Below are 22666 nucleotides of genomic sequence, written 5' to 3'. Positions count from 1 at the left end.
CTTGACTCGTGCCACTTCGGGCGATTCGGGGTGAGCGCGTGGCGTTTGTGCTGGTCAGCGGGTTGCGAGGGGCCGCGTTGACACACTAACCGGGTCGGTAGGGTCGTGGTTGTGGCGTTCGTGCGGAAGGTGAAGACCGCGTCGGGGGCCACCGCGGTACAGATCGCCGAGCGCGTCGATGGCCGGGATCGTGTGCTGGAGCACTTGGGGTCGGCGCACACCGACGCCGACCTCGCGGCACTGCTGGAGACGGCACGAGCCCGGCTGCACCCGGGCCAAGCGGAGCTGAGCCTGTCGCCAGCGGCGGTCCCGGCCGGGCATGCCGTGATCACCGGCCGGCGTCACGTGGTCTTGTGGCAGGTCTTGGCCGGCGCGTACGCACGGCTGGGGTTCGACGTCGTCGGCGACGACGCGTTCAAGCAGCTGGTGCTCGCGCGGGTCGTCGAGCCGACCTCGAAGGCGGACTCGCTGCGGGTGCTGGCGGAGCTGGGGATCGAGCACGCCTCGTTGCGGACGGTGTTCCGCACCCTGAAACGGGCCGGGGCCGGCGGGTACCGGGACCAGGTCGCGGCCGCGTGCTTCGCCCACGCCTCGACCGCCGGCGACATCTCGCTGTGCCTGTACGACGTGACGACGCTCTACTTCGAGGCCGAGAAGGAGGACGACCTGCGCAAGGTCGGCTACTCCAAGGAACGCCGGGTCGACCCGCAGGTCGTCGTCGGGCTGCTGGTCGACCGGGGCGGGTTCCCGCTGGAGATCGGCTGCTTCGAGGGGAACACGGCCGAGACCACCACGATCCTGCCGATCATCGAGGCGTTCCAGGAACGGCACGGCCTAAGCGACTTCGTCGTCGTCGCCGACGCCGGGATGCTGTCCGCGGCGAACCTGGCGGCGCTGGACGAGGCGGGGCTGCGGTTCATCGTCGGCTCCCGGGTCACCAAGGCCCCGAACGACCTCGCCTCCCACTTCCGCTGGCACGGCGACGCGTTCGGCGAGGGCCAGGTCATCGACACGATCACCCCACGGATCACGACCCGGGCGGCGACCGCGGTCAACGACCCGGCGAAGCGGGAAGAGCCGGTGTGGGACCCCCAGGTCCACGACAGGTCGTGGCGGGCGGTGTGGGCCTACTCGACCAAACGCGCGCTCCGGGACCGCAAGACCCTCACCCTGCAGGAGAACAAGGCCAAGGCCGTCGTCGCCGGGGAGAAGGCCGCCCGAACCCCCCGGTTCGTCACCATCAAGAACGGCAGCCGATCCCTGGACCAGGCGTCCCTGGAACGGGCCCGGCGGCTGGTCGGGCTCAAGGGGTACGTCACGAACATCCCGGCCGCCGTGATGCCCGCCGGCGAGGTCATCGCCTCCTACCACGAGCTGTGGCACGTCGAGGCCTCGTTCCGGATGTCCAAGAGCGACCTGCGCGCCCGTCCGATGTACCACCACACCCGCGAGTCGATCGAGGCCCACCTGACGATCGTGTTCGCTGCCCTCGCCGTCGCCCGCCACCTGCAGGACACGACCGGCCTGAGCATCAAGAAGATCGTCCGCACCCTGCGCCCGCTGCAACAGATCACCGTCCGCATCGCCGGCCACGAACACCTCGCCGCCGACCCCCTCACCGAACCCGCACGCGAGATCCTCGAGGCGATCAGCCCCTCACCGGCGACACACTAAATTGGCACGACTCGGGTGAAACGTCTCCGATCCCGACGCATCGATGACGTCGGAACTCGTGAGTGGGGCATTCGTGGTCTCGTTGAAGAGTGTCCAGTTCGGGTTGAGTCCTGACGACGCAGGTGCTGAGGCCACCACGGCGACCGACAGCGAGACTGCGACAGCGAGCCCAGAAATGGATCGAGTGTGAAGCCTCATCGACCACCTCTTTCGCCGTGAGGAGTCAGGCGTACCGAGAGCGCTCGCGCTCGCCAGCGCTCCCGGTACGCCCGTGTACTCCTCCATCAGCCCGTCACTGGTAGACGGGGTCCAATCCGAGGGGCTCGCGGACCTCGTTGGCGTCAGTGATGGAAATGTCGGCGACGAGCACAGCCGTGTTCGTTCCTGCCTTCGATGGAACACCCGCGATGCCATTGACGATCGGGTTCATCCACCCGAACGGCGTGCCGCAACCGCTGGCACCTGGGGCAGCGAAAGTGTTGTCGACAGCCCGAACATCGTCGAACTTGATGCCCCAACCTTCAGGAGTGCCCGGGTTGTACGCGCCGCTGATGGGCTTGTTCGGCAACGGAGGGTTGGTCGTGCCCGTCGTAAGGTCGAGGGGAATCGGCCAGGTGTTGCTTCCGATGTAACACCCCGGACCGAAGATGCTCAGTACGTCGGTGAAGGGGTTGTGAACCTTTGCCTTGACCTTGAGGCCCAGCGCAACGCCTTCTTGATTGACGAGGTTGTTCGTGTTGACCCGCGGGACTTCTGTCAGCTCGGGGGTGACATATGCAGCGAGGGGGCCAACGCCGGCCCCTGGCACACCGAAGATCCCGCCGGGGACCTCGATCGGGGGCGCGGTCATCACCTTGTGCCCGTTGTTCGGAGCCACGGCCACGTCTTCGTAGGTGGGTGGCGGGTTCTTCAGCCCGAACTCGAGTTTGATCGGGTCATTGGTGCGAAGATCGAATTTCCCGACCTTGAGTTGCGCGCTCGAGGTCTCGATGTAGACGCAGCTCGCAACCGTCGGGTCCGAGATCGGACAGTTGGCGTACTTCGCGAGGTTGGGTGGGAGTGTTCCGGCAGCGACCGCTGGACCTGACGCGGCTGCGAACAGGCCAGCAGTGCCGCCCACCGCGAGGGCGGAGACCGCAAGGCGTCTCACTGTGGAGCGTGAAATCATGGGTAGTTCCTCACTGAACTGTTGGGGCGCCAAGACCACAGTCATCCCTCACCCCCCGCAGGGAGATGACAGCGTCCGGTGGCGCGCTGGCGCGCACCTCTGTGTCAGCCACGGTCGTCATTGACGCGGGTCTCCTCCCTGGGACGAGCCCCGACGCTGGAGCCCGAGAGACAACGGTTAACGCGCGTTAACCTTCGCCAAACCTACCCGCGAGGAACCGGGTGTCAATAGGAGTTTGCTGAGGATCCAAGAGTTTTCTTTGCGGAAACCGTTTCGCGCCCATCCGGCGAGGTCGCGACGTGACGGAGCACACACGGCCGACGGACGCGTCAGCGGGGCGTGAGGAGGCAGAACTCGTTGCCGTCGGGGTCGGCCATGACGACCCAGTCGATGCCGCTGTCGGAGCCGTCCTGGCCGATGTCGTGGCGCCGCGCGCCGAGGCCGATGAGCCGCTCGACCTCGAGCTGCTGGTCGGCGCCGACCGGGGGAGCGATGTCGAGGTGGATCCGGTTCTTGCCGAGCTTCGGTGCGACGGGCGGCCCACCCCAGGCGACCTTGGCGCCACCGGCCGGGGACTGGATCGCGGTCTCGTCGCCTTCGTCCCAGACGAGCGGCCAGCCGAGCGCCTCGCTCCAGAACTCGCCACACGCGCGCGAGCCGTCACAGGCGAGCTCGCCGAGCAGGTCGGTGTCGGCGAGGTAGGTGTTGCCGGGCTCGATGACGCAGAACTCGTTGCCTTCGGGGTCGGCGAGGACGACGTGTCCCTCGTCCGGTGTCTGCCCGACGTCGATGTGCTGCCCGCCGAGCTCGAGGGCGGCGGCGATGCGAGCCTCCATGTCGTCGCGGCTCGTGGACGTGACGTGGAAGTGCACCTGGTTGGGCCCGCGCCTGGGCTCGTCGCTCGGCTGGAAGTCCAGGGCGAACTGTTTTGTGCCAGAACGAGATTCGGGTGAGACGACCCAGATGCCATCCTCGTCCTCACGGACGTCGCGACCGAGCAGCCCGCCCCAGAACCGCGCGAGCCGTTCGGGCTCGACGGCGTCGACGACCACGGAGACGAGAGCGGACGGCATACGCACGACGGTAGGGACGCACGTCCGAGCAAGGCAACCGATTTCGTCGCGGCGCGCTCACCGCTGGGCTGTAGCACGCAGTGCTACGCTTAGCCCATGAGTGAGTCCATCAGCCAGCGGGAGCTGCGCAATGACAGTGGGCGCATCATGCGCGGCCTGGAGGACGGCCACACCTACGTCATCACTCGCCACTCCGAGCCCATCGGCGAGCTCCGGCCGTTGCGCCGCCGCCGGTTCGTGGACGCACGTGTCGCGGCGGAGATCTTCCGGGGCGGGGCGCGCATCGACCGAGGCCGGTTCTTCGCCGACATCGACGACGCAGCGAGTCAAGAGATCGAGCCCCGTGGCTGACCAGCCTGCGGCCGGCATCCTCGACACCTCGGTCGTCATCGACCTGCCCGACATCGCGGTGGACGCGCTCCCGACAACGGTGGCCGTCACGACGGTCACCATGGCCGAGTTGGCTGCCGGCCCCGCGGCCACCACGGACCCCGCCGAGCGCGCTCGACGGCAGGAGCGACTCCAGAGTGCCGAAGCTGCGTTCGAGGCGTTGCCCTTCGACGCGCGCGCCGCACGGGCCTACGGCCTGGTGTACGCCGCGGTACGCGAACGCGGGCGCCAGCCGCGGGGACGACTGGCCGACCTGCTCATCGCGTCGATTGCCGTCGCCGAAGGGCTGCCGCTGGTGACGCGCAACCCGGCGGACTTCGCCGGTCTCGACGACCTGCTTCACGTGGTCGCTGTCTGAGCCGGCTGCTGCACAGGACGGTTCGCGAACCGACGCGTTGGCTCGCACACCGGATCGATCCGGTCGTCGAGCAAGGGCATGGTTCGCGAACCGTTCTGGGCACGACCCTGAGCACGACTAGAGCGCCGATAAGCGACATTATGTCAACTAAGCCGTGCAGGGCGGGCGCGGAGACCCTCCCCTCCGGCGCTCACTCGGGCAGGCAGCAGGACGTGAAGTGCGGCATCGCGATGAGCACGTCGTCGTTGGACCGGGCGGTGCGCGCCGACAACACGGCACGCAGCTCGAGCGTCGTGCTCGCCGAGGTCGCCGTGAACCTGACGGGATACGTCGTCGTGTTCGGCCTGAGCCCCAGCCCGTCCCGCCGCCGTGTCGGCCTGTCGAGCACGCGCCGGCCGTCGACGACCACCTGGGCGCTCGCTCCGGTGCTCAGGTGGACCGCCCCGTCGCCATACCCCCAGGTGATCGGGACCCACGCGGTGTACGTGGCCCCCACGATCGTGGCGATCGACGTCGCCGTCGCGAACGTCAGTGGCTCGGCGGTCGATCCGTTGTCCCGGTACGCACCGAAGCGTCCGGAAGAGTCCCAGTAGTACGGTCCCGTGCTGGCCGGAGCCAGCGTGCCGGTGTGGGAGTTCGTCCACGTGGATGGCGGCTCCAACACTGGCAGCACCGGCGACAGGACCGACGCCCGCGTGGCCACCTTGGCCACCACCGCCGGGATCCCCCACGCGTCGGCGCGCGGCACCCTGCACCGACGCACGGGCGGTCCTGCGGAGTCAGGCGTGACAGCGGTCATCGTGGCCTCGGGGTCGGACGACGCGACGCGCTCGCCACATCACGCCGCTGGGCATAGTTCGTTATGGCTATGCGAGCGACGTCACACTACCAACTAAAGAACTAGTCCGCTGTGGGTCGACCACTTCTCGGCAGCCCGGGTCGCGGCCGTCTCCAGGAGGGCGACGATCTCGGGCCGGTCCGGCACGCGGAACGACGTGTAGCCCCCTCGCCCACCGGCCGCGGGTCGACCGTACGCCTTCGCCGCGAGCGAGCCGTCCGCAAGCAACCGCACCGTCACCGAGGTGAGGACGTACTCCTCTCCGCGTCGCACGTCGCGCCACTGGAGCCGCTCCGGCACGGCGACGTTGATGGCCAGCGCGCTGACCTCGGGCTCCGTGGCTCGCGACGGGGTCACGGCATCGGACACGGCGCACCTTCGCAGCACGGTCGGATGTACCCGCATCCGTCGCAGCGCTCGTGCGACGTCTCCCAGCGCATCAGCTGGCCGCAGTTGGGACAGGGCTCGGTCAGGTCGGCCATGGGAGTGACCGTATGCCGTCCGCTCCCCTGCCGCTTCGCGCCACACCGGGCGGCCGCACACCGGCAACCGATCTGTCCGTCGCGACGCGGTCATCGCCGGTCCACATCGTGGGACGACGACCCGGCATACCAACTCTTGACCGTCGGCAGACCTGGTGTTGACCGGGGCGTTCCTAGCGTGATTCATGTCGAGAAAACGGCTGTCCGGGAGTGCAGCACGACTCGACAACGGGGTCCTGCTCGATTCCTCCCGAGCAGGGCGATGACACCCCCACCGGCACCCAGGGCGCGAACAGCCGGTGGGGGTGCCGTCGTCTCCGAAGCCTTTGTGGCAGAGCGGGACTCAGTCGACGGGCAGCTCGTGGGCTCGCTCGCTGCCGATGGGGTCGAACCCCTCCCGAAGCAACACGGGCAACGACGAGTCCCGACGCGCCTTGGTGACCGCCCACCGGCAGCCCGCAAGGGCGGCGAGGTCGAGACGCGCGGCGAGCATCGCGGCATACACCCCGCGTCGGCGACCCGACGGGAGCACCGCGGCACCGGTCAGCGGGGCGACGCCATGGCTGAACGTCGCGCGCGCCCGACCCACGGGGACACCGTCGAGCATCCCGACGACCCACGCCCCCGTGCCCCGGTCGAGCTCGGCCAACACGTCGGACAGCAGCCCCCGCCGGTCCTGGTCGCGCGGCTCGTCGAACACCGCCACACCGATGTCGACGACGGCGTCGACACCGGCGGCGTCCTGGACCAGGGACACCGAGACCCCGGGCGCGATCAGGGGCCGCAACTCCCCCACCTCGCGGGCGACGCCGACCTGGTCCTCGACGGTCGTCGCGCCGGACGCCAGCACGAGCTCCTCGAGCCCGGCGGGCGTCGAGTCGTCGCGGAACCACCACTGCACGCGCCGCGCACCGGCGTCACGCAGGAACCCGGTGAGGGCGTCGAACAGCTCCCGAGCCGGCCGGTCCGACTGCGTCCACAGCACCTGGAACTCACGGTCCGGCTCGCCGGGGTAGCGACAGACCAGCGCCTCCGAGTGCGGCAGGGTCACCCACCCGCGGTTGGGCTCGACACCGTGGCGGGTCATCGTCCCGAGCACGATCGGCGGGAACTGCGCCGGACCGTCGCTCATGTCACCATCACAACGAATGCCATTGCGGCAGTGCGCTGTTCACGCCTCGAAGCGTGCCGGGTCGCCCGCGCCGACGCGCACGACCTCGGGCTCGTCGCCGCTGAGGTCGACGACCGTCGTCGGTTCCGTCCCGACCCCGTCGGAGGCCACGTCGCCCGAGTCGATGACGACGTCGACCGCGTGGTCGAGCGTCTCCTTGACCTGCCAGCCGTCGGTCATCGGCTCGGTCTCGCCGGGGAGGATCAGCGTCGACGACAGCAGCGGCTCCCCCAGCTCGGCGAGCAGCGCCCGCACGACGGGGTGGGCCGGAATGCGCACACCGACGGTGCGCTTCTTGGGGTGCAGCAGCCGGCGCGGCACCTCACCGGTCGCCGGGAGGATGAACGTGTACGGCCCCGGCGTCGCGGCCTTGACCGCCCGGAAGACGGCGTTGTCGACGTGGACGAACTGGCCGAGCTGGGCGAAGTCCGCGCACACCACTGTGTAGTGGTGCTTGTCGTCGAGCCGGCGGATGTCGCGGATCCGATCCTTCGCGCCCTGGTTGCCGAGGGCCGCACCGAGGGCGTAGCCCGAGTCCGTCGGGTAGGCGATGAGGCCTCCGTCGCGCAGCACCTCGACCGCCTGCCGGATCGCTCGCGGCTGGGGGTCGACCGGGTGGACGTCGAGGTAGCGCGCCATGATCGATTCTCTCAGTTCTCGCGCATCGTCACAGGAGTACCGAGCTGGACGGTGCGCGAGACGGTGCAGAGCCGGTCGTGGCTCTGCGCGATGGCCCGCGGCAGCATCTCGCGTGCCTTGTCACCGCCCTCACCCTCGGGGAAGCGCACGGTGAACGTGACCTCGAGGTCACCCATGTGGTTCCCCTTCTCGGGGTCCTTGAGCTTCTCGCCCTCGCCGGTCACGGTGAACTCGGTCGGCTCGGCACGCTTGCCGGTGATGAAGTCGACGTCGACGGCGCTGCACCCGGCGATCGCGGTGAGGAGCAGCTCGACCGGGGTGAAGTCGTCGGACTCCCCCGTACCGATGTGGATCGTGCCGCCGCGCACGTTCGTCACGTCGAACTCGCCGTGCGCGGTGCGGGTCAGGGTCACCGAGCGGTGCCCGGGGCCGGTGCCGCCGGTCTCGCGCTCGTCCCGCTCGCCTGCGGGCGTGGTCGGCTGGGTGTCGGTCATGGTGTGCTCCATTTCTCGTCGATGGCGCGCACGACCTTGAGGTCGCGCGCGGTGAGCGGTGTGCCGGCGAGCTTCTCGAGGCGCGCGCCGGTGAGGCGGGCGGTGTGGAAGTCACCGTCGATCTCGAGGAGCAGGTCGCGTCCCATCGGGCGACAACGCTCCGGGCTGTCCTCGTATGCCGTGAGCGCGTCTCGTGCGGACGGGCTCACCTCGGTCTTGGCGAAGGCGACATAGCGACGCGAGCCGGGCCCGAAAAACGTTGGGGTGGAGTCGATCTCGGCCCGCAGCGCATGCAGCTCAGCGGGAGAGCGCACCATCGTCGGCACCTCGAACCCGCACCACTCCCCCAGCAGCTCCTCGACCGCCGACTCGACCTTCGCTGCCGACCGCATGCGCGAGGTGAGCGCGACGTTGCCGGTCTGGATGTGCGTCTCGACGTCCTCGAACCCGGCGTCGGTGAGGCGCTGGCGCAGCTGCGCCATCGGCACCTTCCGGGTCGCGCCGAGGTTCACGGCGCGCAGGAAGGCGAGGTGGCGCGGCATACGGGGATCCTGCCAGAGTGGCGCGCATGACCGGAGCACCTGCAGTCCCCGAAGGCCGCATCGTCCTCGTCCGTCACGGCAAGACCGAGTGGAGCGAGTCGGGCCAGCACACCGGCACGACCGACATCCCGCTCACGCCGAAGGGTGAGGAGGAGGCGCAGGGCCTCGCCGAGAAACTCGCGGAGTTCGAGTTCGGCCTCGTCCTGTCGTCGTCGATGCAGCGGGCGCGGCGCACCGCCGAGATCGCGGGGCGCACCCCCGAGATCGACGACAACCTCATGGAGTGGGACTACGGCGGCTACGAGGGCCGCACGACCGCGGACATCCGCGAGGAGCTCGGCTACGACTGGTCCGTCTTCGAGCACGGCGTCGTCCCGGGTGAGACGCCGGGCGAGACCGTCGAGGAGGTCGCGGCTCGCGGGTCGCGTGTCCTGCTGCGGGCCATGCCGGTGCTGAGCGAGGGCAAAGACGTCTTGCTCTTCGGGCACGGGCACGCGCTGCGGATCCTCACGGCGACGTTCCTGCGCGAGGAGCCGCGCTTCGGCGCCAAGATCCTGCTCGACGCCGGATCGGTCAGCGTCCTCGAGTACGAGCGGGAGCAGCCCGCCATCCGCCTCTGGAACTCCCGCTGACGCGCGGCCACCCCCCGCCGAGTCACACCAGCCCCAACATTATCGGGTCACCCGATACGGTCCCGCTTCACCCGAGAAGCCTTGTCGGGTCGAGCGGGCGTTTATCGGGTCGCCCGATAATGCTGTGACGGCACGGCTGTGACGGCACGGCTGGGGACGGCGAGCGTGTGACTTTCGCTGGCAAATGGCGGTGTTCTGTCGATGCTTCGTGGCGGTTTCAGTTGGTGATGCCGACGACGAGGGTGCTGGCGGCTGCTTCGACGACGTCGTTGGTGATGGTGTCGAGTTCGTTGATCTTCAGGACGCGCTCGATCTGGGGGAAGAGGCGCTCGAGCAGCCGGAAGTTGCCGCGGGTAATGCGCGCGATGGTGGCGATGGCTTGCGCATCGGTGAAGTCCTCGGTGTCGAGGGTCTTGCCGAGGGTTCGCCAGTGGCGCTGCAGGACGAAGAGCAGCTCGTCCTTGCCCAGGGGACGGTATTGGTGGGCGAAACCGACCCGGCTATAGAACTGGGGGTAGTGGCTGAACTGCTTCTCCAGGCCGGGCATGCCGATCAGAACCAGAGCGATGTCGTCGCGGTCGTAGCGATCGCGCAGCAGCTCCAGTGCTGCGGGGCGGAGCCGTTCGGACTCGTCGACGATGACCAGCTGCACGTAGTTCCTGCCGTGCCGCCAGCCCCACGTCGTCGGCGTGACCTCGCCGGCCGGTGCGAGGTGCTGCTCGATGCAGATGTTGGTACGGGAGATCGCCTCGTCAAGTTCCTCCTTCAGTACCCGTGGTGTGGTGAGCACGCTGGGGGTGTAGAGCACAGTGCGGCTCCTGGCCAGCGCGGCGTAGATCTTGGCGTCGCTGTCGGCGCGGGCCCCAGTAGGTCAGCAGGTCGTGTGCTTTCTCCCAGTTGGCGTAGCGGCGCGCGGAGAGAGTCTTGCCCACGCCGGCGGGGCCGAAGCACAGGCCGATGGTGTGCCCGCGCCGTACCGCGTCGGCGAACTCGGTGAAGCGGCGGTGCTCTTTGGTCACGATGAAGCGCTGGCTCACCTCAGGTCCTCCTTGTAGACCTTCAACTTCCGCCGCGGCGCCGGTGCCGGCGTCTCGGTCTCCGGTGGCTCCTCGGTGGTGTGTGCGGCCACGACAGCGATTCGTTCGTTGATGCCCTTGCGCAGGGCCCGGCGGCGAGCGTTCCGGGCTTCCTGGATCTCTTTGAGGCTGACCTTCTGGTCGTGGTGATCCTGGTTGACGGCCTTGCAGAGGAACTCGTCGTGATCGAAGACGCGGATCTCGGTGATGTCGCGCGGGTCATAACGGATCACCACCGAGCGCCCGACGTAGCCGGCCAGGGTCGGGGAGACGTAGCGCAGCCCCTGGAAGCGGATGCCATCGCGCCGCACCACCCTGGACTGGGCGACCGTGAGCAGCAGCCCGTCGAGCTTCTCCAGGCTCTCGGGCATGCGGGGCAGCCAGCCCTTGGCGATCCACGCGCTGCGGGGCGAGGTTCCGATCTCGCTGTGCGTGCGATCGTTGTAGATGGCGACGAAGCGCTCCAGGGCGGTGTCGAGCTCGGTCAGGGAGAGATTTGGCGTGGGGGCGGGGCGGCCGTGGGCGATGTATCCGGGCAACTCGACGAGCAGTTCTGTGTTGACGGTGCCGAAGAACCGCTCGATCTTGCCGCGTCCCTGAGGACGTCCGACAGTGGAATGGATCAGCCTGATGTGCAGGTCTACGGCGGTGCGGGCGAGCTGGCGGCTGATGAAGTCACTCCCGTGGTCGACGTACAGCACGTCCGGGAGACCGCACATCGGCCAGCTCGGGTCGGTCTTGTGCCAGATCGCCTGACGCAGCGCCAGCGCGGTGTTCATCGCCGAGGGCGCGCCCAGGAAGACGGTATAGCCGCAGATCGCGCGGGAGCAGTCATCGATGATCGTGGTCAGCCAGGGTCGGGCTGGTTTGCCGTCGGTGCCCACCACGAGGATGTCGAGCATGCTGTGGTCGGCCTGCCACATCGCGTTGGGGCGCTCGGCCTGCCGGCGCAGCGCGAGTTCGTACTTGTCCCGGTAGGACGCCGGTCCCTCCAGGGCGAGGGTGACCATGCCCGGGTCCAGCGCGTCGACGATGTCCCGCACCACTCCATAGGACGGCACCGGCCAGTCCTGCTTGTCGCAGATGCTGCTCACCCTGCGGTGGATCGTGACGGTCGCCGACCGAGGCTTGCTCAGCGCCAGGCCCTCGATCAACGCCACGAGCTCTCCGGGGAGGCGGTGCCTGCCGGCATCAGAGCGTCGCCGTGTGGCCAGACCGGCGTACCCGCTGGTGCGGTAGCGGGCGTGCCAGCGCTCCAGGGTGCGCAGTCCAATGCCGGAGTCGCGGGCGAGGGCGGCGAGCGGGACCTGGTCCTCGACGTGGAGCCTGAGGATTTGCCAGCGCCCGGCCGCGTCCATGACCTACACGGCGGTTCTCGGCCGCCGTGGTGCGACCGCTGGGACGCTCTGGCGGTTCAGCGCTCGGTAGATGGTGGTGCGACTGACTCCCAGCACGTCACCGATCGCAGGGCCAGGCCGAAGACGACGCTGGAGTGGCCGAGGGAGAACCAGAACCCGACGCTCAGCGCCGGCCGGTTCTCGCCGATGAGCTTGCGGGTGGTGTTGTCGATGGCGGCGATGTGGTCGGCGTCGAAGGCGTGCCGCACACCGAGCAGGAACGCGGTCACGCCCAGCCCGATGCCGAACACACCGGCGCTGCCGACGGTCAGCCGCTGCGGCGCAACGGCGAGGAGCAGAACCCCCCAGCCGACGAGGTTGAGCAGCAGCACCACCGCTGCCATGCCGGCGATCGAGCGCTGCTCGGCATCGCCCCACCGGCGTGGCCGGGACGTGCGGGAGATGACGGACGCGATCTGTGACATGTGACGGTCCTCGGGGCCGGAGCGGGGTCAGAGGAACTGCGGGATGCTGCGGGCCGCGGTGTAGAGCGCCACGACCACCAGCAACACGGTGAAGGCGAGGTTGAGCCGAGCCGGGCTCACCTTCGCGGTGATCCGGGCGCCGATCAAGCTGCCGATCACCGACGCGGCGGTGAACGAGCCGATGAGGGCCCAGTCGAGGGTGACGTCCTGGCCGAGGCGGGAGAGCAGCGAACTGGCGCTGTTGATGGTGATGACCACCAGGGAGGTGCCGACGGCCACGGGCATGGGCAGCCGCATGGCCAGCACGAGGGCGGGCACGACGGCGAAGCCGCCGCCCACGCCGAAGAATCCGGTCAGCAGCCCGACGGCGGTGGCCGTCAGGAGCAGGACGCCGAGGGCGTGGCAGTCGCAGCGGAACGGGCGCAGGGAGACCACCGGGGTGGTCCGGGCCTCGACCTGGCCGTGGCCGGCGGCCTGGTTGCGGGCGGCGGCCCACCGGCGCCGGGTCATCACCGCGGCGACGACGAGCATGAGGCCCGCGAAGGCGGCGAGCAGGACGTTCTGGGGCACCGCCGTCGACAGCAGTGAGCCGACGAAGGCCCCGCCCAGGCCGAGGAGGCCGAAGACGACGCCCTGCCCCAGGCGCACCCGGCGGGCGCGCAGGTGCGGGAGCATCCCGATCAGCGTCGTGACGCCGACGATGACGAGCGAGCCGGTCGTCGCAGACCGGGGGTCGAGCCCGAGGAGGTAGACCAGGACCGGGACGGTCAGGATGGATCCCCCGCCGCCGAGGGCGCCGAGGGTGATGCCGACGACGAGGCCGATCGGCAGGGTCAGGGCAAGCACGGACCGGGGGTCCTTCCCGAGGTTCGAGGGCACGCGACCCACCAGGTGCCCGCCCGGTGGTGCGTGCACCGCGGAGCGTGCCGGGGTGGTTGCCGTGACAAGCGGGGCCGCAGCCCACTCACGGTCAGGCGGAGGCCGGGGTCGCCTCGGTGACGATGGGCAGGCCGGCGGTCCGGGCGGAGCGGTCGAAGCTGTCGTCGACCACGACCACGCGGCGGCCGGTGGCCGCGACCAGCGAGGCTGCGATGGAGGCGCGGTAGCCGGACGCGCAGTGCACCCAGACCTCACCCTCGGGCACCTCGTCCATGCGCTTGACGATGTCGTGGATCGGGATGTGCACGGCGCCGTCGATGTGGGCCTCGCGCCACTCGCTGCCCCGGCGCACGTCCAGGACGGTGACGAGCCGGTGGTGGCGGACCTGGGCGAGGTCGGCGAAGCTCGCGGACGGCAAGGTGGCGAGCGGGGCGTCGGTCCACTCCTGCGGGCGGCCGGTCGCGGCCGCGGCGGGGCGGTCGATCCCGATCCGGGTCAGCTCGCGCTGGGCCTCGGCGACCTGCTCCCGGGACTCCCCGAGCAGGGTGACCGGGGTGCCCCACGGGATCAGCCAGCCGAGATAGGTGGCGAACTGCCCGTCCAGCCCGAAGTTGAACGTGCCCGGCACGTGGCCGGCGGCGAAGGCGGTGCGGGTGCGCAGGTCCACCAGCCACTCCCCGGCCGCGAGCCGGCGGCGGAGCTGGTCCTTGTCGGCCCGCTCGGGCTCGGACAGGTCCGAGGCGCTCGGGCCGACGGCGTTGGCCGGGCCCATGTGCACGTAGTAGGCGGGGTAGTCGTCGAGGCCGGCGAGGGTGTCGGCGACGTAGTCCCCCTGGTCCTGGCTCAGCACCGGGTTGATCAGCCGCTCCTGGCCGATCGTGGAGGCGGTGGTGTTCCCGCCGGCGGAGGTGGCGGCGCAGAAGGAGCCGAAGCCGTGGGTGGGCATGACCTTGGTGTCCTCGCTCAGCTCGGCCGCGAGCCTGCGGGCGGAGCTGTACTGGTGGCGGGCGAGGTCGTGGGTGTGGGCCTCGCCGAGCAGGTCGGGCCGACCGGTGGAGCCGAACAGCAACGACCCGCCGGAGAACACCGCGGGCTCGGCGCCCTCGAGCACGTAGGACAGGTGCGTGAAGGTGTGGCCCGGGGTGTGCATGGCGCGCACCCGCAGGGCGGGACTGACCTCGACGACCTGGCCGTCGCGGATCTGGGTGCGCTCGAAGGAGACCTCGTCCTCGGCGTTGACGTAGTAGCGCGCGCCGGTCTGCTGGGCGAGGGCGTAGCCGCCGGTGACGTAGTCGTTGTGGATGTGGGTCTCGAAGACGTGCGTGATCCGCACGCCCGCCTTCTCGGCGGCGTCCAGGACGCGGTCGATGTCGCGCTGGGGGTCGACGACGAAGGCGACCTCGCCGTCGTGGACGAGGTAGCTGCGGTCGCCGAGGGACGGGGTCTCGATCGAGATAATCGTGGTGGCCATCAAGGTGGTCCTTTCAGGGGGGTGAGGTGGCGGTCACGCCGCGGCGTGCGGGCCGGTCACGACGGTGTTGCCGGCGCTGATCCAGTCCTGGGTTCCGCCGCGGACCGAGTAGGCCTCGAAGCCCGCACCGCGCAGGTGGTCGGTGGCGCGCCGGCTGCGGTTACCGCTGGCGCAGATGACGTATACGGGCTGGTTCGTCGGTAGAGCGGCGGTCCGCTCCGCGACCTCGCCCAGCGGGAGCAGCTCGGCACCGGGGACGTGACCCTGCACGTACTCGAACGGCTCGCGCACGTCGATGACGAACGCGCCGTCCGCCTTCGCGGCGGCGAACTGGTCGATGGAGACCTCAGTCATGGTCTTTCCTTCCTGAGAAGATACCCCTGGGGGTATAGGTTCGGGAGTCTATAACGCGCCACCCGCCGACCGCATTCCCCGCCCGGCAACGACCCTCGAGGCCGCGGCTCGCCGCGCCGCCACATGACACCATCATACCCCCGGGGGTATAGTGCCGGTTGAGAGGAGTTCACCCATGACCACCACCACCCTTGTGACCCGGCTGCGCGCCTTGTTCGGCCGCGGCGCGGACGACGGGCGGCTCGGCTCGACGGTCAGCGCGGCGCGCGCGGTCGAGCTGGTCCGTGACGGCGCGGCCCTGCTCGACGTGCGCGAGCACCACGAGTGGCGCACCGGGCACGCCCCCCAGGCTGTCCACCTCCCCCTCGGCCAGCTCGACAAGGCCCCGCAGCGCCTACCCAAGGACGGCCCCGTCGTGGTCGTGTGCGCGAGCGGCATGCGCTCACGCACCGCCGCGAAGCGGCTGCGCGACCTCGGCTTCGAGGCCGCCAGCGTTGCCGGCGGCATGGGCGCCTGGCAGCGCGCCGGCGGCGCCGTCCGCCGCTGAGCACGCCGACCGACGAGCCCCGACACGCACGACCACCCCCGGAGATGACCCATGTGCAGTCCCGCACGTTGCACCACCTGCGGCAAGACAACCTGGACCGGCTGCGGCATGCACGTCGACGCCGTCCTGTCCGGTCTCGACCCGGCCCAGCGGTGCACCTGCCAGTGACCGCGCCCTGCAGACCGACGACCGACACCGGGCCCGCCGACACCGGGCCCGCCCACGCCGCCCGGGCGGAGGCGCTCCAGCGCGAGGCGATGACCCGACTGACCGAGACGGCCGGGAACCAGTCCCTGTGCACGCTCTCCCGCGACGGCTCGGCGTGCTCCGTGGCGAAGTACCACGAGGGTGCCATCGCCGCCCTGGCCCAGGCCCGACGCGCGCTCACCGCGGCCGAGCCGGGAGCCGACCCGGCCGACCGGATCAGGGTCGTGAGCGCCCGTTGGGTCGGGCAGGCAGGCGCAGGGACCACCGGCGCGGCCTGGCGGGCCTACCTCGAGGGCGGCCGTGACGGTCTCGACGTCCTGCTGGCCCCGGCCGCAGCCGGTGAGCGGGCCACCGGACCGGCGTCGCGAGTCCTTGTCGGTTCCGCCGCGGCAGGCCGGCTCGGCGGCGGGCGCTGGCCCCGCCGCCGCGTCACCGCCACGGCGGTGCTCACACCCGCACTCTTCGCCGTGCTGGTCGCCGCGGGCGGCGGCTTCCCCGCCGCTGCGCTGTGGACCGTGCTCGTCGCCCTCGTGGCGGTCGCTGCGGCCGCGACGCTGGCGACCTACCTGCCCGGCCCCGGGAAGGGCCGCCGACCGGACCTCGGGTGCTCCCCGTGCGCGGCCATGGCGGCGATGACGGTCCTGGCGGCCGCCTGGTTCCTCCAGGCGGCGCCGCACCAGCCGTCCATGGCCGCCGCAGCCCTCGCCGCGGTGGGGTTCGGGCTTCTCCAGCGCCTCACCCAGACCGACGCCAGCTGCGCCAGCTGACCCGCGCCGGTGCGGGCACCCGGACCGGAATATCGGCGTCCCACGAGTGTTGTATACCCCGGAGGGTATCTTCCGGAGACCTACGCAAGGGAGTTCGCCACATGGCTACCGTCAACCTCACCGCCCACGCCTTCATGGAGACCATCCACCGGGACGGCATCGTCCTGGTCGACTGGTGGGCGTCCTGGTGCGGCCCGTGCCGGATGTTCGCCCCCGTCTACGAGCGGGCCTCCCAGGCCCACGACGACATCGTGTTCGCCAAGGTCGACACCGAGGCCGAGCAGTCCCTTTCCGCCCAGGCCGGCATCACCTCCATCCCGACGTTGATGGCCTTCCGCGACGGCATCGGCGTCTTCGCCCAGCCGGGTGCGCTGCCCCCGGCGGCGCTCGAACAGGTCATCGCGGCCGTGCGCGACCTGGACATGGACCAGGTCCGCGCGCAGCTGGCGGAGCAGGAAAAGCAGTCCGCCTGACATCGGTCAGGTCCGACCCGAGAAACGGAGAGCAACCATGAGCTACAGCATCACCACCACCGTCGACCAGCCGTTCGACCAGACCGTCACCGCGGTCCGCGACGCTTTGGCCGGGCAGGGCTTCGGCATCCTGACCGAGATCGACATGGCCACGACACTGAAGAACAAGCTCGACGTCGACATCCCCCCGCAGGTCATCCTCGGCGCCTGCAACCCACCCCTGGCCCACCGCGCCCTGCAGGCCGAGGAGTCCATCGGACTGCTCCTGCCCTGCAACGTCGTCGTGCGCTCCGCCGGCCCGCACCGCACCGTCGTCGAGGCCCTCGACCCGCAGATCATGGTCGGGGTCACCCACAACGACCAGCTCGGCGCCGTGGCAGACGAGGCTGCCGGCCGGCTGCGCACGGCCCTGTCCGCCCTCCAGCGGGCATGACGACAACCACACCGTGGGCACGACCTGGCTCGATACCCGGCGGGGTAAATTGGCTGAACCAGCACGAGGGAGGCACGGTCATGGAGCTCGACCCCAGCGAGATGGGCAAGGTCGTCAACCGGCTCAAGCGCGCCCAGGGCCAGCTCGCCGGCGTCGTGCGCATGATTGAGGAGGGCCGGGACTGCGAGGACGTCGTCACCCAGCTCTCCGCCGTCTCCAAGGCCCTAGACCGCGCCGGGTTCGCGATCATCGCCTCGGGCATGAAGCAGTGCCTGCTCGAGTCCGACGGCCAAGACACCCTCGATGTGCAGAAGCTGCAGAAACTCTTCCTCTCACTGGCCTGACCGGAGCGCCGCGCGCCAGCGCAGCGCAGCTCGGCCCGTCTCAAGCTGCTCGTCCTCACCGGCGCGGCCACCGCGGGCGGTGCGCTGACCAACGCGATCGAGGTGGAACGCATCCCGGCTCACGGCACTGACGGTCGTGAGCTGATGCAGGACGTGCAGAGGCAGACCCTGCGCGGGGCGCGCCCGTCTGTCGCGAGCTGGAAGGCCACCACCAAGACGTCGCCGTCGACCTGACCGGCGTCACCAGATGGATCACACGCTTTCTTGTACGTCACGTTCTTGTACGTCACGCCGACCGACAACGGCACCGCTTGTGTCGACCGCTACGACTCACCGTGGAGGTGGATTGTGGGTTGGAACCAGATGGGGTCGGGGATGGGCTGGGGCTGGTTGTTCCTCGCCCTGCTTGTGATCGGCATCGTCGTGCTGGTGGTAGTGCTGATGCGTCTCCTGGCCGGGGGCGATCGTGGCCGGCCGCGTGACCCAAGGGTGACCGGCCGCAACCCGGCCCGGGAAACCCTTGATGAGCGGTACGCCCGGGGAGAGATCGACGCCGCGGAGTACGACGAACGGCGCCGGCGCCTCGCCGGGGACCGGGAGGGCTGAGGGGTGGAACCGATCACGCGTCGCCGGGCGCTCCAACTCGGCGCTCTCGGTGCGCTCGGTGCCGCGGCCGGCGGGGTGGGCCTGTCCCGGACCGGGCTGCCCTGGACCAACCCGTCCACCTGGTCGTCGACGTCGGAGGGAGCCCGCGTGGAAGCCGTCCCGGGCGGTGAGCTGCTGGAACCCGAGGTGCTGCGAAGCCAGGACGGCGTGCTCCGCGTGGACCTCGTGGCCGAAGCTCGGGTGACCGAGGTCGCCGGGCGGCGGGCACAGGTCCTGACCTACAACGGCACCCTCCCGGGGCAAACCTGGCAGGTGCGGCCCGGGGACCGGCTCGAGGTTCGCCTGCGCAACGAGCTCGACACCGCGACCAACATGCACACTCACGGGCTGGTGGTCTCCCCGCAGGGCAACGGGGACAACCCGTTCATCAGCATCGCACCCGGAGAGAGCTTCGACTACCGCATCGATCTGCCCGAGGACCATCCCACCGGGGTGTTCTGGTACCACCCCCACCGGCACGGCACGGTGGCCGACCAACTCTTCGGGGGCCTGTACGGGGCCATCATCGTCACCGGTGACGAGGTCCCGGTCAGCCGGGACCGCAGCCTCATCGTCTCCGACATCTCCCTGACCACCGACGGGACCATCGCACCGGTGTCCGCGCAGGAAGTGATGATGGGCCGCGAAGGAGACCTGGTCCTGGTCAACGGTCAGCACAAGCCGCGCCTGGCCGCCCGGCCCGGTGAGCGGGAACGGTGGCGAGTGATCAACGCCTGCACCTCCCGCTACCTGCGCCTGGCCCAGCCCGGGCAGGACCTGGAGCTGCTCGGCGTCGACGGCGGTCACGAACCGGCACCCCGGGCGGTGGATGAGGTGTTGCTGGCCCCCGGCAACCGCGCGGACCTGCTCGTGACCATGCGAAACGGGACCAGCGAGCTGCGCACGCTCGGCTACGACCGCGGCGGGATGGGCATGATGGGCGCAGGCATGTCCGGGCCCGTCACCCTGGCCACCCTCGCCGTCACCGGGCAGGACACCGGCACTACCCGCCCGGTCCCCGAGCGCACGGCTGACCCCGACCTGCGCGAGCGGCCCGTGGACCGGCGGCGGGAGATCGCCTTCACCATGACCATGGGCGGAGCGATGATGGGGCCCGGCGGGATGGGCGAGATGATGGACCTCGGGTTCGACGGTCGCGCCTTCGCCGCGGACCGGGTTGACCAGCAGGTCGCGGCCGGTGCGGTGGAGGAATGGACCATCACCAACCCCACCCCGATGGACCACCCCTTCCACCTTCATGTCTGGCCCATGCAGCTCATCGAGACCGACAGAGAACCAGTCCTCGAACCCACCTGGCGGGACGTCGTCAACGTCCCCACCCAAGGGCAGGTCCGTGTCCTGGTCGACTTCAGCCGCCACCCAGGCCGCAGCGTCTACCACTGCCACATCCTCGACCACGAAGACGCCGGCATGATGGCCACCGTCGAGACAGGCTGACCCCCGGCCCCACTGGCCATTCTCGAGAACGCTCGACAAGACAGGGCTGCCACTACGTCGGCACGTTTGATGGCCCCCGTGACCGACTCAGCCGCCACCGTGTACCCACAGAACCCCGCCACATAAGAGCGCAAGCCACACCACGACCCCCGCCGGACAGAACCCCGGCGGTGTAGCGGAAACGTTCGTTTACGGCACAGGGCTGCTGGTTCAGTTGACGCTGTATAGTTCAGCGCATGCTGACCATTGCTACTCGTCTGGACGTGATGAACCGGTTGGGCCGGGCACTGGCCGACCCAACACGGTCACGGCTCCTCATGACGTTGCTGGAACGGCCGGCCTATCCGGCAGAGCTGGCACGCGACCTCGGGCTGACGCGCTCGAACGTGTCGAACCATCTGGCGTGCCTGCGCGACTGCGGCATCGTGGTCGCCGAGCCCGAGGGCCGCCAAACGCGCTACGAGATCGCCGACCCGCACCTGGCACGTGCACTCAACGCGCTGGTCGAGGTCACCCTCGCGGTGAACGAGAACGCTCCCTGCATCGATCCTGCCTGCCCGGTTCTCGGGTGCGCCAACGCCGAGGCTGACGCGTGATCCTGTCCTCGGTCCTGCAGGCAGTCGGCCTGTTCATTGCCACCAACATCGACGACATCATCGTGCTCTCGCTGTTCTTCGCCCGCGGCGCAGGGCAACGCGGGACAACGGCCCGGATCACCGCAGGCCAGTACTTGGGATTCGCCGGCATCCTGAGCGCCGCCGTGCTCGTGTCACTGGGCGCGGGAGCATTCCTTCCCCAGGCAGCCATCCCGTACTTCGGGCTCATACCCCTGGCCCTAGGACTGTGGGCCGCATGGCGAGCCTGGCGCAGGGACGACGACGACGATGACGCCAAGGTTGAGGGCAAGAACGTCGGCGTCTGGACAGTCGCAGCGGTCACCTTCGCCAACGGAGGAGACAACATCGGCGTCTACGTCCCGGTCTTCCTCAACGTGGGACCTGCGGCCGTTGTGGCCTACTGTGTCGTCTTCCTCCTGCTCGTCGCGGTCCTCGTCATGCTCGCCAAGTTCGTGGCCACCCGCCGACCGATCGCCGAAGTACTCGAACGCTGGGAACACGTCCTGTTCCCGATCGTCCTGATCGGCCTCGGCATCGTCATCCTCGTCAGCGGTGGAGCCTTCGGCCTCTGACTCCTTGCTGCGGCCCATTGCCCATCTCGGTTGAGAGACTGCACGCATGGGCGAAGAGCTCCGAGGAGAGACAGCAGTGGATAGCCGTGCCGGTGTCGCCATCGCGTGGCTGGAGCGCTGGCAGATCCCGCTGTACCTCCTAGCGCTGGTGGCCGGTGCGGCAATCGGTCTGACAGCACCGGCCACCGCACCGGCCTTCGAGCAGACGATCAACCCAGTGCTGATCGCCCTCTTGTACGCCACGTTCCTGAGCGTGCCGCTGACCAGGCTCGGGCAAGCCCTACGCAACGGGCGCTTCCTGGCTGGTCTCCTCGTCTTGAACTTCGCGCTCGTTCCGGTCCTCGTCTACGGACTCTCACGGTTCGTCGCTCACGACCAAGCGCTCTTGCTGGGCGTCCTACTCGTCCTCCTCACGCCCTGCATCGACTACGTCATCGTCTTCTCCGGACTAGCTGTACTCGGCCGCGAGGTTGGTGACACGTAGGCGTTGACGACGAGGAGAACCTCCGGGTGAGGTGTGGATTGTCGAAGTCCCAACCGCCCGGAGGTTCTCGTGTCCCACGCTAACGCTCGTCTGAATGTTCATGGTCGTCGTCTGTTGGTCGACCGCGTTCGCCGCCAAGGGTGGGCAGTGGCTCATGCCGCGAAGGCGATGGGGATCTCGCGTCAGTGCGCTCACAGGTGGGTGTCCAGGTTCGACACCGAGGGTGAGGCCGGGTTGTCGGACCGGTCCTCGGCGCCGCACTCCAGCCCTCGCCGCACCGCGACATCGGTCGAGGACGCGGTGGTGGCTGCCCGGCGGGAGCACCGGCGTGGTCAGGACTGGATCGGGCCTGAACTGGGTGTCCCGGCACGCACGGTCAGCCGAATCCTGCGCCGCCATGACCTGCCCTACCTGCGGCATTGCGACCCGCTCACCGGGGACGTGATCCGCGCCTCGAAGACCACCGCGGTCCGGTATGAACGCGACCGCCCCGGCGAGCTGGTTCACGTTGATGTCAAGAAGATCGGGCGCATCCCCGACGGTGGCGGGTGGAGAGCCCACGGCCGCCAGATGGGCTCGACCGCGGCACGGAAGAAAGCGCGCATCGGGTACGACTACGTGCACTCCATGGTCGATGACCACTCCCGGCTCGCGTACAGCGAGATCCTCCCGGACGAGACCGGCCCCACCTGCGCCGCGTTCATCCTGCGCGCCGCCGAACACTTCGCCGCCCACGGCATCGCCGCCATCGAACGCGTCATCACCGACAACCACTTCAGCTACCGCAAAAGCAACGACGTCAGGGACGCGATGACCGCCATGGGGGCCACGCACAAGTTCATCCGGCCCCACTGCCCCTGGCAGAACGGAAAAGTCGAGAGGTTCAACCGCACCCTGGCCACCGAGTGGGCCTACCGACAGGTCTTCACCAGCAACGCCAACCGTGCCGCCGCTCTTGCACCCTGGCTACACGAGTACAACACTCGACGACGCCACACCGCGCTCGGCGGACTCCCGCCGGTCAGCCGCCTGTCACCAACGTGATGGCCGGGTACA

Annotated in this window: 28 protein-coding genes and 1 pseudogene; 15 read left to right on the top strand and 14 right to left on the bottom strand. The window is 69.6% G+C overall.

All coding sequences use genetic code 11. The annotated features are described in order from the left end of the window. Positions 1-111 precede the first annotated feature (111 nt). Entirely contained in the window at positions 112-1674 is a 1563-nt protein-coding gene (locus tag BCF74_RS15755; RefSeq protein WP_106298903.1) for an IS1634 family transposase, read from the top strand. 292 nt (positions 1675-1966) lie between these two features. Here the strand turns inward: BCF74_RS15755 and BCF74_RS15750 are convergent, their stop codons facing one another. Further along, positions 1967-2842, bottom strand: a complete 876-nt coding sequence (locus tag BCF74_RS15750) for a hypothetical protein (protein ID WP_146133013.1) — start codon at positions 2840-2842, stop codon at positions 1967-1969. Between the two features lie 329 nt (positions 2843-3171). Next, the gene (locus BCF74_RS15745; RefSeq protein WP_106298901.1) at positions 3172-3915 is read right to left on the bottom strand and encodes a VOC family protein; all 744 of its coding nucleotides are present in this window, start codon (positions 3913-3915) and stop codon (positions 3172-3174) included. Positions 3916-4011: 96 nt separating this feature from the next. Between BCF74_RS15745 and BCF74_RS17595 the strand changes: the two genes are divergently transcribed. Then, the gene (locus tag BCF74_RS17595) at positions 4012-4266 is read left to right on the top strand and encodes a type II toxin-antitoxin system Phd/YefM family antitoxin (RefSeq protein WP_218279294.1); all 255 of its coding nucleotides are present in this window, start codon (positions 4012-4014) and stop codon (positions 4264-4266) included. Beyond that, entirely contained in the window at positions 4259-4663 is a 405-nt protein-coding gene (locus BCF74_RS15740; protein ID WP_218279293.1) for a type II toxin-antitoxin system VapC family toxin, read from the top strand. Before BCF74_RS17595 ends, BCF74_RS15740 begins: the two co-directional genes overlap by 8 nt. 190 nt (positions 4664-4853) lie before the next feature. Here the strand turns inward: BCF74_RS15740 and BCF74_RS15735 are convergent, their stop codons facing one another. The 6 genes from BCF74_RS15735 to BCF74_RS15710 all read right to left on the bottom strand — a co-directional run bounded on the left by BCF74_RS15735 (position 4854) and on the right by BCF74_RS15710 (position 8829). Continuing rightward, positions 4854-5411, bottom strand: coding sequence for a hypothetical protein (locus tag BCF74_RS15735; protein WP_106298899.1), 558 nt, complete (start codon positions 5409-5411; stop codon positions 4854-4856). 144 nt (positions 5412-5555) lie between these two features. After that, positions 5556-5870 carry a hypothetical protein gene (locus BCF74_RS15730; RefSeq protein WP_245889405.1) on the bottom strand — a complete coding sequence of 105 codons (315 nt, stop codon included), beginning with the start codon at positions 5868-5870 and terminating at the stop codon, positions 5556-5558. A gap of 456 nt (positions 5871-6326) precedes the next feature. Further along, the gene (locus BCF74_RS15725; protein WP_106298898.1) at positions 6327-7115 is read right to left on the bottom strand and encodes a GNAT family N-acetyltransferase; all 789 of its coding nucleotides are present in this window, start codon (positions 7113-7115) and stop codon (positions 6327-6329) included. Positions 7116-7154: 39 nt separating this feature from the next. Beyond that, positions 7155-7793, bottom strand: a complete 639-nt coding sequence (locus BCF74_RS15720; RefSeq protein WP_106298897.1) for an L-threonylcarbamoyladenylate synthase — start codon at positions 7791-7793, stop codon at positions 7155-7157. Between the two features lie 11 nt (positions 7794-7804). Continuing rightward, positions 7805-8287 (bottom strand): OsmC family protein, encoded by a 483-nt coding sequence (locus BCF74_RS15715; protein ID WP_245889404.1) that lies wholly within the window; start codon positions 8285-8287, stop codon positions 7805-7807. Beyond that, positions 8284-8829, bottom strand: a complete 546-nt coding sequence (locus BCF74_RS15710; protein ID WP_106298895.1) for a DUF1697 domain-containing protein — start codon at positions 8827-8829, stop codon at positions 8284-8286. The genes BCF74_RS15715 and BCF74_RS15710 overlap by 4 nt, the downstream gene beginning before the upstream one ends. Positions 8830-8855: 26 nt before the next feature. Here BCF74_RS15710 and BCF74_RS15705 point away from each other — a divergent pair, with 26 nt between their 5' ends. Beyond that, a complete protein-coding gene (locus BCF74_RS15705; RefSeq protein WP_170070277.1) occupies positions 8856-9461 on the top strand; it encodes a histidine phosphatase family protein in 606 nt (201 codons plus the stop codon). Between the two features lie 217 nt (positions 9462-9678). Here the strand turns inward: BCF74_RS15705 and BCF74_RS15700 are convergent. The 6 genes and pseudogenes from BCF74_RS15700 to BCF74_RS15675 form a co-directional block, all read right to left on the bottom strand. Beyond that, a pseudogene (locus BCF74_RS15700) lies at positions 9679-10498 on the bottom strand (AAA family ATPase). After that, on the bottom strand, positions 10495-11895 hold the full coding sequence (locus BCF74_RS15695; protein ID WP_106298893.1) for a Mu transposase C-terminal domain-containing protein: 1401 nt from the start codon (positions 11893-11895) through the stop codon (positions 10495-10497). The pseudogene BCF74_RS15700 and the gene BCF74_RS15695 overlap by 4 nt, the downstream one beginning before the upstream one ends. A 56-nt stretch (positions 11896-11951) precedes the next feature. Beyond that, on the bottom strand, positions 11952-12359 hold the full coding sequence (locus tag BCF74_RS15690) for a HoxN/HupN/NixA family nickel/cobalt transporter (RefSeq protein WP_106298892.1): 408 nt from the start codon (positions 12357-12359) through the stop codon (positions 11952-11954). Between the two features lie 27 nt (positions 12360-12386). After that, positions 12387-13205: a sulfite exporter TauE/SafE family protein gene (locus BCF74_RS15685; protein WP_106298905.1), complete on the bottom strand. Its 819-nt coding sequence runs from the start codon at positions 13203-13205 to the stop codon at positions 12387-12389. A gap of 124 nt (positions 13206-13329) precedes the next feature. Then, a complete protein-coding gene (locus BCF74_RS15680) occupies positions 13330-14709 on the bottom strand; it encodes an MBL fold metallo-hydrolase (protein WP_106298891.1) in 1380 nt (459 codons plus the stop codon). Between the two features lie 33 nt (positions 14710-14742). Further along, positions 14743-15063 carry a rhodanese-like domain-containing protein gene (locus tag BCF74_RS15675; RefSeq protein ID WP_106298890.1) on the bottom strand — a complete coding sequence of 107 codons (321 nt, stop codon included), beginning with the start codon at positions 15061-15063 and terminating at the stop codon, positions 14743-14745. Between the two features lie 175 nt (positions 15064-15238). Here BCF74_RS15675 and BCF74_RS15670 point away from each other — a divergent pair, with 175 nt between their 5' ends. The 11 genes from BCF74_RS15670 to BCF74_RS15620 all read left to right on the top strand — a co-directional run bounded on the left by BCF74_RS15670 (position 15239) and on the right by BCF74_RS15620 (position 22654). Then, positions 15239-15610, top strand: coding sequence for a rhodanese-like domain-containing protein (locus BCF74_RS15670; RefSeq protein ID WP_106298889.1), 372 nt, complete (start codon positions 15239-15241; stop codon positions 15608-15610). 257 nt (positions 15611-15867) lie between these two features. Next, positions 15868-16584, top strand: coding sequence for a hypothetical protein (locus tag BCF74_RS15665; RefSeq protein ID WP_146133012.1), 717 nt, complete (start codon positions 15868-15870; stop codon positions 16582-16584). A 101-nt stretch (positions 16585-16685) separates the two neighbouring features. Continuing rightward, positions 16686-17057: a thioredoxin gene (gene trxA / locus BCF74_RS15660; protein ID WP_106298887.1), complete on the top strand. Its 372-nt coding sequence runs from the start codon at positions 16686-16688 to the stop codon at positions 17055-17057. A 37-nt stretch (positions 17058-17094) separates the two neighbouring features. Next, positions 17095-17490, top strand: coding sequence for a DUF302 domain-containing protein (locus tag BCF74_RS15655; protein ID WP_106298886.1), 396 nt, complete (start codon positions 17095-17097; stop codon positions 17488-17490). Between the two features lie 80 nt (positions 17491-17570). Next, positions 17571-17834 carry a metal-sensitive transcriptional regulator gene (locus BCF74_RS15650; RefSeq protein ID WP_106298885.1) on the top strand — a complete coding sequence of 88 codons (264 nt, stop codon included), beginning with the start codon at positions 17571-17573 and terminating at the stop codon, positions 17832-17834. A 264-nt stretch (positions 17835-18098) separates the two neighbouring features. Beyond that, entirely contained in the window at positions 18099-18440 is a 342-nt protein-coding gene (locus tag BCF74_RS15645; RefSeq protein WP_342747583.1) for an SHOCT domain-containing protein, read from the top strand. A gap of 3 nt (positions 18441-18443) precedes the next feature. After that, the gene (locus tag BCF74_RS15640) at positions 18444-19937 is read left to right on the top strand and encodes a multicopper oxidase family protein (protein ID WP_106298884.1); all 1494 of its coding nucleotides are present in this window, start codon (positions 18444-18446) and stop codon (positions 19935-19937) included. 236 nt (positions 19938-20173) lie between these two features. After that, positions 20174-20533, top strand: a complete 360-nt coding sequence (gene cmtR, locus BCF74_RS15635) for a Cd(II)/Pb(II)-sensing metalloregulatory transcriptional regulator CmtR (protein WP_106298883.1) — start codon at positions 20174-20176, stop codon at positions 20531-20533. Next, positions 20530-21126, top strand: a complete 597-nt coding sequence (locus BCF74_RS15630; protein ID WP_106298882.1) for a cadmium resistance transporter — start codon at positions 20530-20532, stop codon at positions 21124-21126. The genes cmtR and BCF74_RS15630 overlap by 4 nt, the downstream gene beginning before the upstream one ends. A 46-nt stretch (positions 21127-21172) precedes the next feature. Then, positions 21173-21610: a hypothetical protein gene (locus BCF74_RS15625; RefSeq protein WP_218279292.1), complete on the top strand. Its 438-nt coding sequence runs from the start codon at positions 21173-21175 to the stop codon at positions 21608-21610. Positions 21611-21679: 69 nt separating this feature from the next. Beyond that, on the top strand, positions 21680-22654 hold the full coding sequence (locus tag BCF74_RS15620; protein ID WP_106298037.1) for an IS481 family transposase: 975 nt from the start codon (positions 21680-21682) through the stop codon (positions 22652-22654). The last annotated feature ends 12 nt before the right edge of the window (positions 22655-22666 follow it).

The organism is Knoellia remsis (genome assembly GCF_003002895.1).
GTDB classification, from domain to species: Bacteria; Actinomycetota; Actinomycetes; order Actinomycetales; family Dermatophilaceae; genus Knoellia; species Knoellia remsis.
The sequence above is the reverse complement of the archived record's forward strand: the minus strand, read 5'-3'. Positions and strand labels throughout refer to the sequence as shown.

Coding starts and splice junctions, on each gene's coding strand:
- BCF74_RS15655 (WP_106298886.1), top strand. CDS start 17,095: ATGAGCTACAGCATCACCACCACCGTCGACCAGCCGTTCGACCAGACC.
- trxA (WP_106298887.1), top strand. CDS start 16,686: ATGGCTACCGTCAACCTCACCGCCCACGCCTTCATGGAGACCATCCAC.
- BCF74_RS15675 (WP_106298890.1), bottom strand. CDS start 15,063: ATGACTGAGGTCTCCATCGACCAGTTCGCCGCCGCGAAGGCGGACGGC.
- BCF74_RS15625 (WP_218279292.1), top strand. CDS start 21,173: ATGGGCGAAGAGCTCCGAGGAGAGACAGCAGTGGATAGCCGTGCCGGT.
- BCF74_RS15720 (WP_106298897.1), bottom strand. CDS start 7,793: ATGGCGCGCTACCTCGACGTCCACCCGGTCGACCCCCAGCCGCGAGCG.
- BCF74_RS15715 (WP_245889404.1), bottom strand. CDS start 8,287: ATGACCGACACCCAGCCGACCACGCCCGCAGGCGAGCGGGACGAGCGC.
- BCF74_RS15670 (WP_106298889.1), top strand. CDS start 15,239: ATGACCACCACCACCCTTGTGACCCGGCTGCGCGCCTTGTTCGGCCGC.
- BCF74_RS15650 (WP_106298885.1), top strand. CDS start 17,571: ATGGAGCTCGACCCCAGCGAGATGGGCAAGGTCGTCAACCGGCTCAAG.
- BCF74_RS15725 (WP_106298898.1), bottom strand. CDS start 7,115: ATGAGCGACGGTCCGGCGCAGTTCCCGCCGATCGTGCTCGGGACGATG.
- BCF74_RS15695 (WP_106298893.1), bottom strand. CDS start 11,895: ATGGACGCGGCCGGGCGCTGGCAAATCCTCAGGCTCCACGTCGAGGAC.
- BCF74_RS15665 (WP_146133012.1), top strand. CDS start 15,868: ATGACCCGACTGACCGAGACGGCCGGGAACCAGTCCCTGTGCACGCTC.
- BCF74_RS15745 (WP_106298901.1), bottom strand. CDS start 3,915: ATGCCGTCCGCTCTCGTCTCCGTGGTCGTCGACGCCGTCGAGCCCGAA.
- BCF74_RS15680 (WP_106298891.1), bottom strand. CDS start 14,709: ATGGCCACCACGATTATCTCGATCGAGACCCCGTCCCTCGGCGACCGC.
- BCF74_RS15750 (WP_146133013.1), bottom strand. CDS start 2,842: ATGATTTCACGCTCCACAGTGAGACGCCTTGCGGTCTCCGCCCTCGCG.
- BCF74_RS15710 (WP_106298895.1), bottom strand. CDS start 8,829: ATGCCGCGCCACCTCGCCTTCCTGCGCGCCGTGAACCTCGGCGCGACC.
- BCF74_RS15690 (WP_106298892.1), bottom strand. CDS start 12,359: ATGTCACAGATCGCGTCCGTCATCTCCCGCACGTCCCGGCCACGCCGG.
- cmtR (WP_106298883.1), top strand. CDS start 20,174: ATGCTGACCATTGCTACTCGTCTGGACGTGATGAACCGGTTGGGCCGG.
- BCF74_RS15705 (WP_170070277.1), top strand. CDS start 8,856: ATGACCGGAGCACCTGCAGTCCCCGAAGGCCGCATCGTCCTCGTCCGT.
- BCF74_RS17595 (WP_218279294.1), top strand. CDS start 4,012: ATGAGTGAGTCCATCAGCCAGCGGGAGCTGCGCAATGACAGTGGGCGC.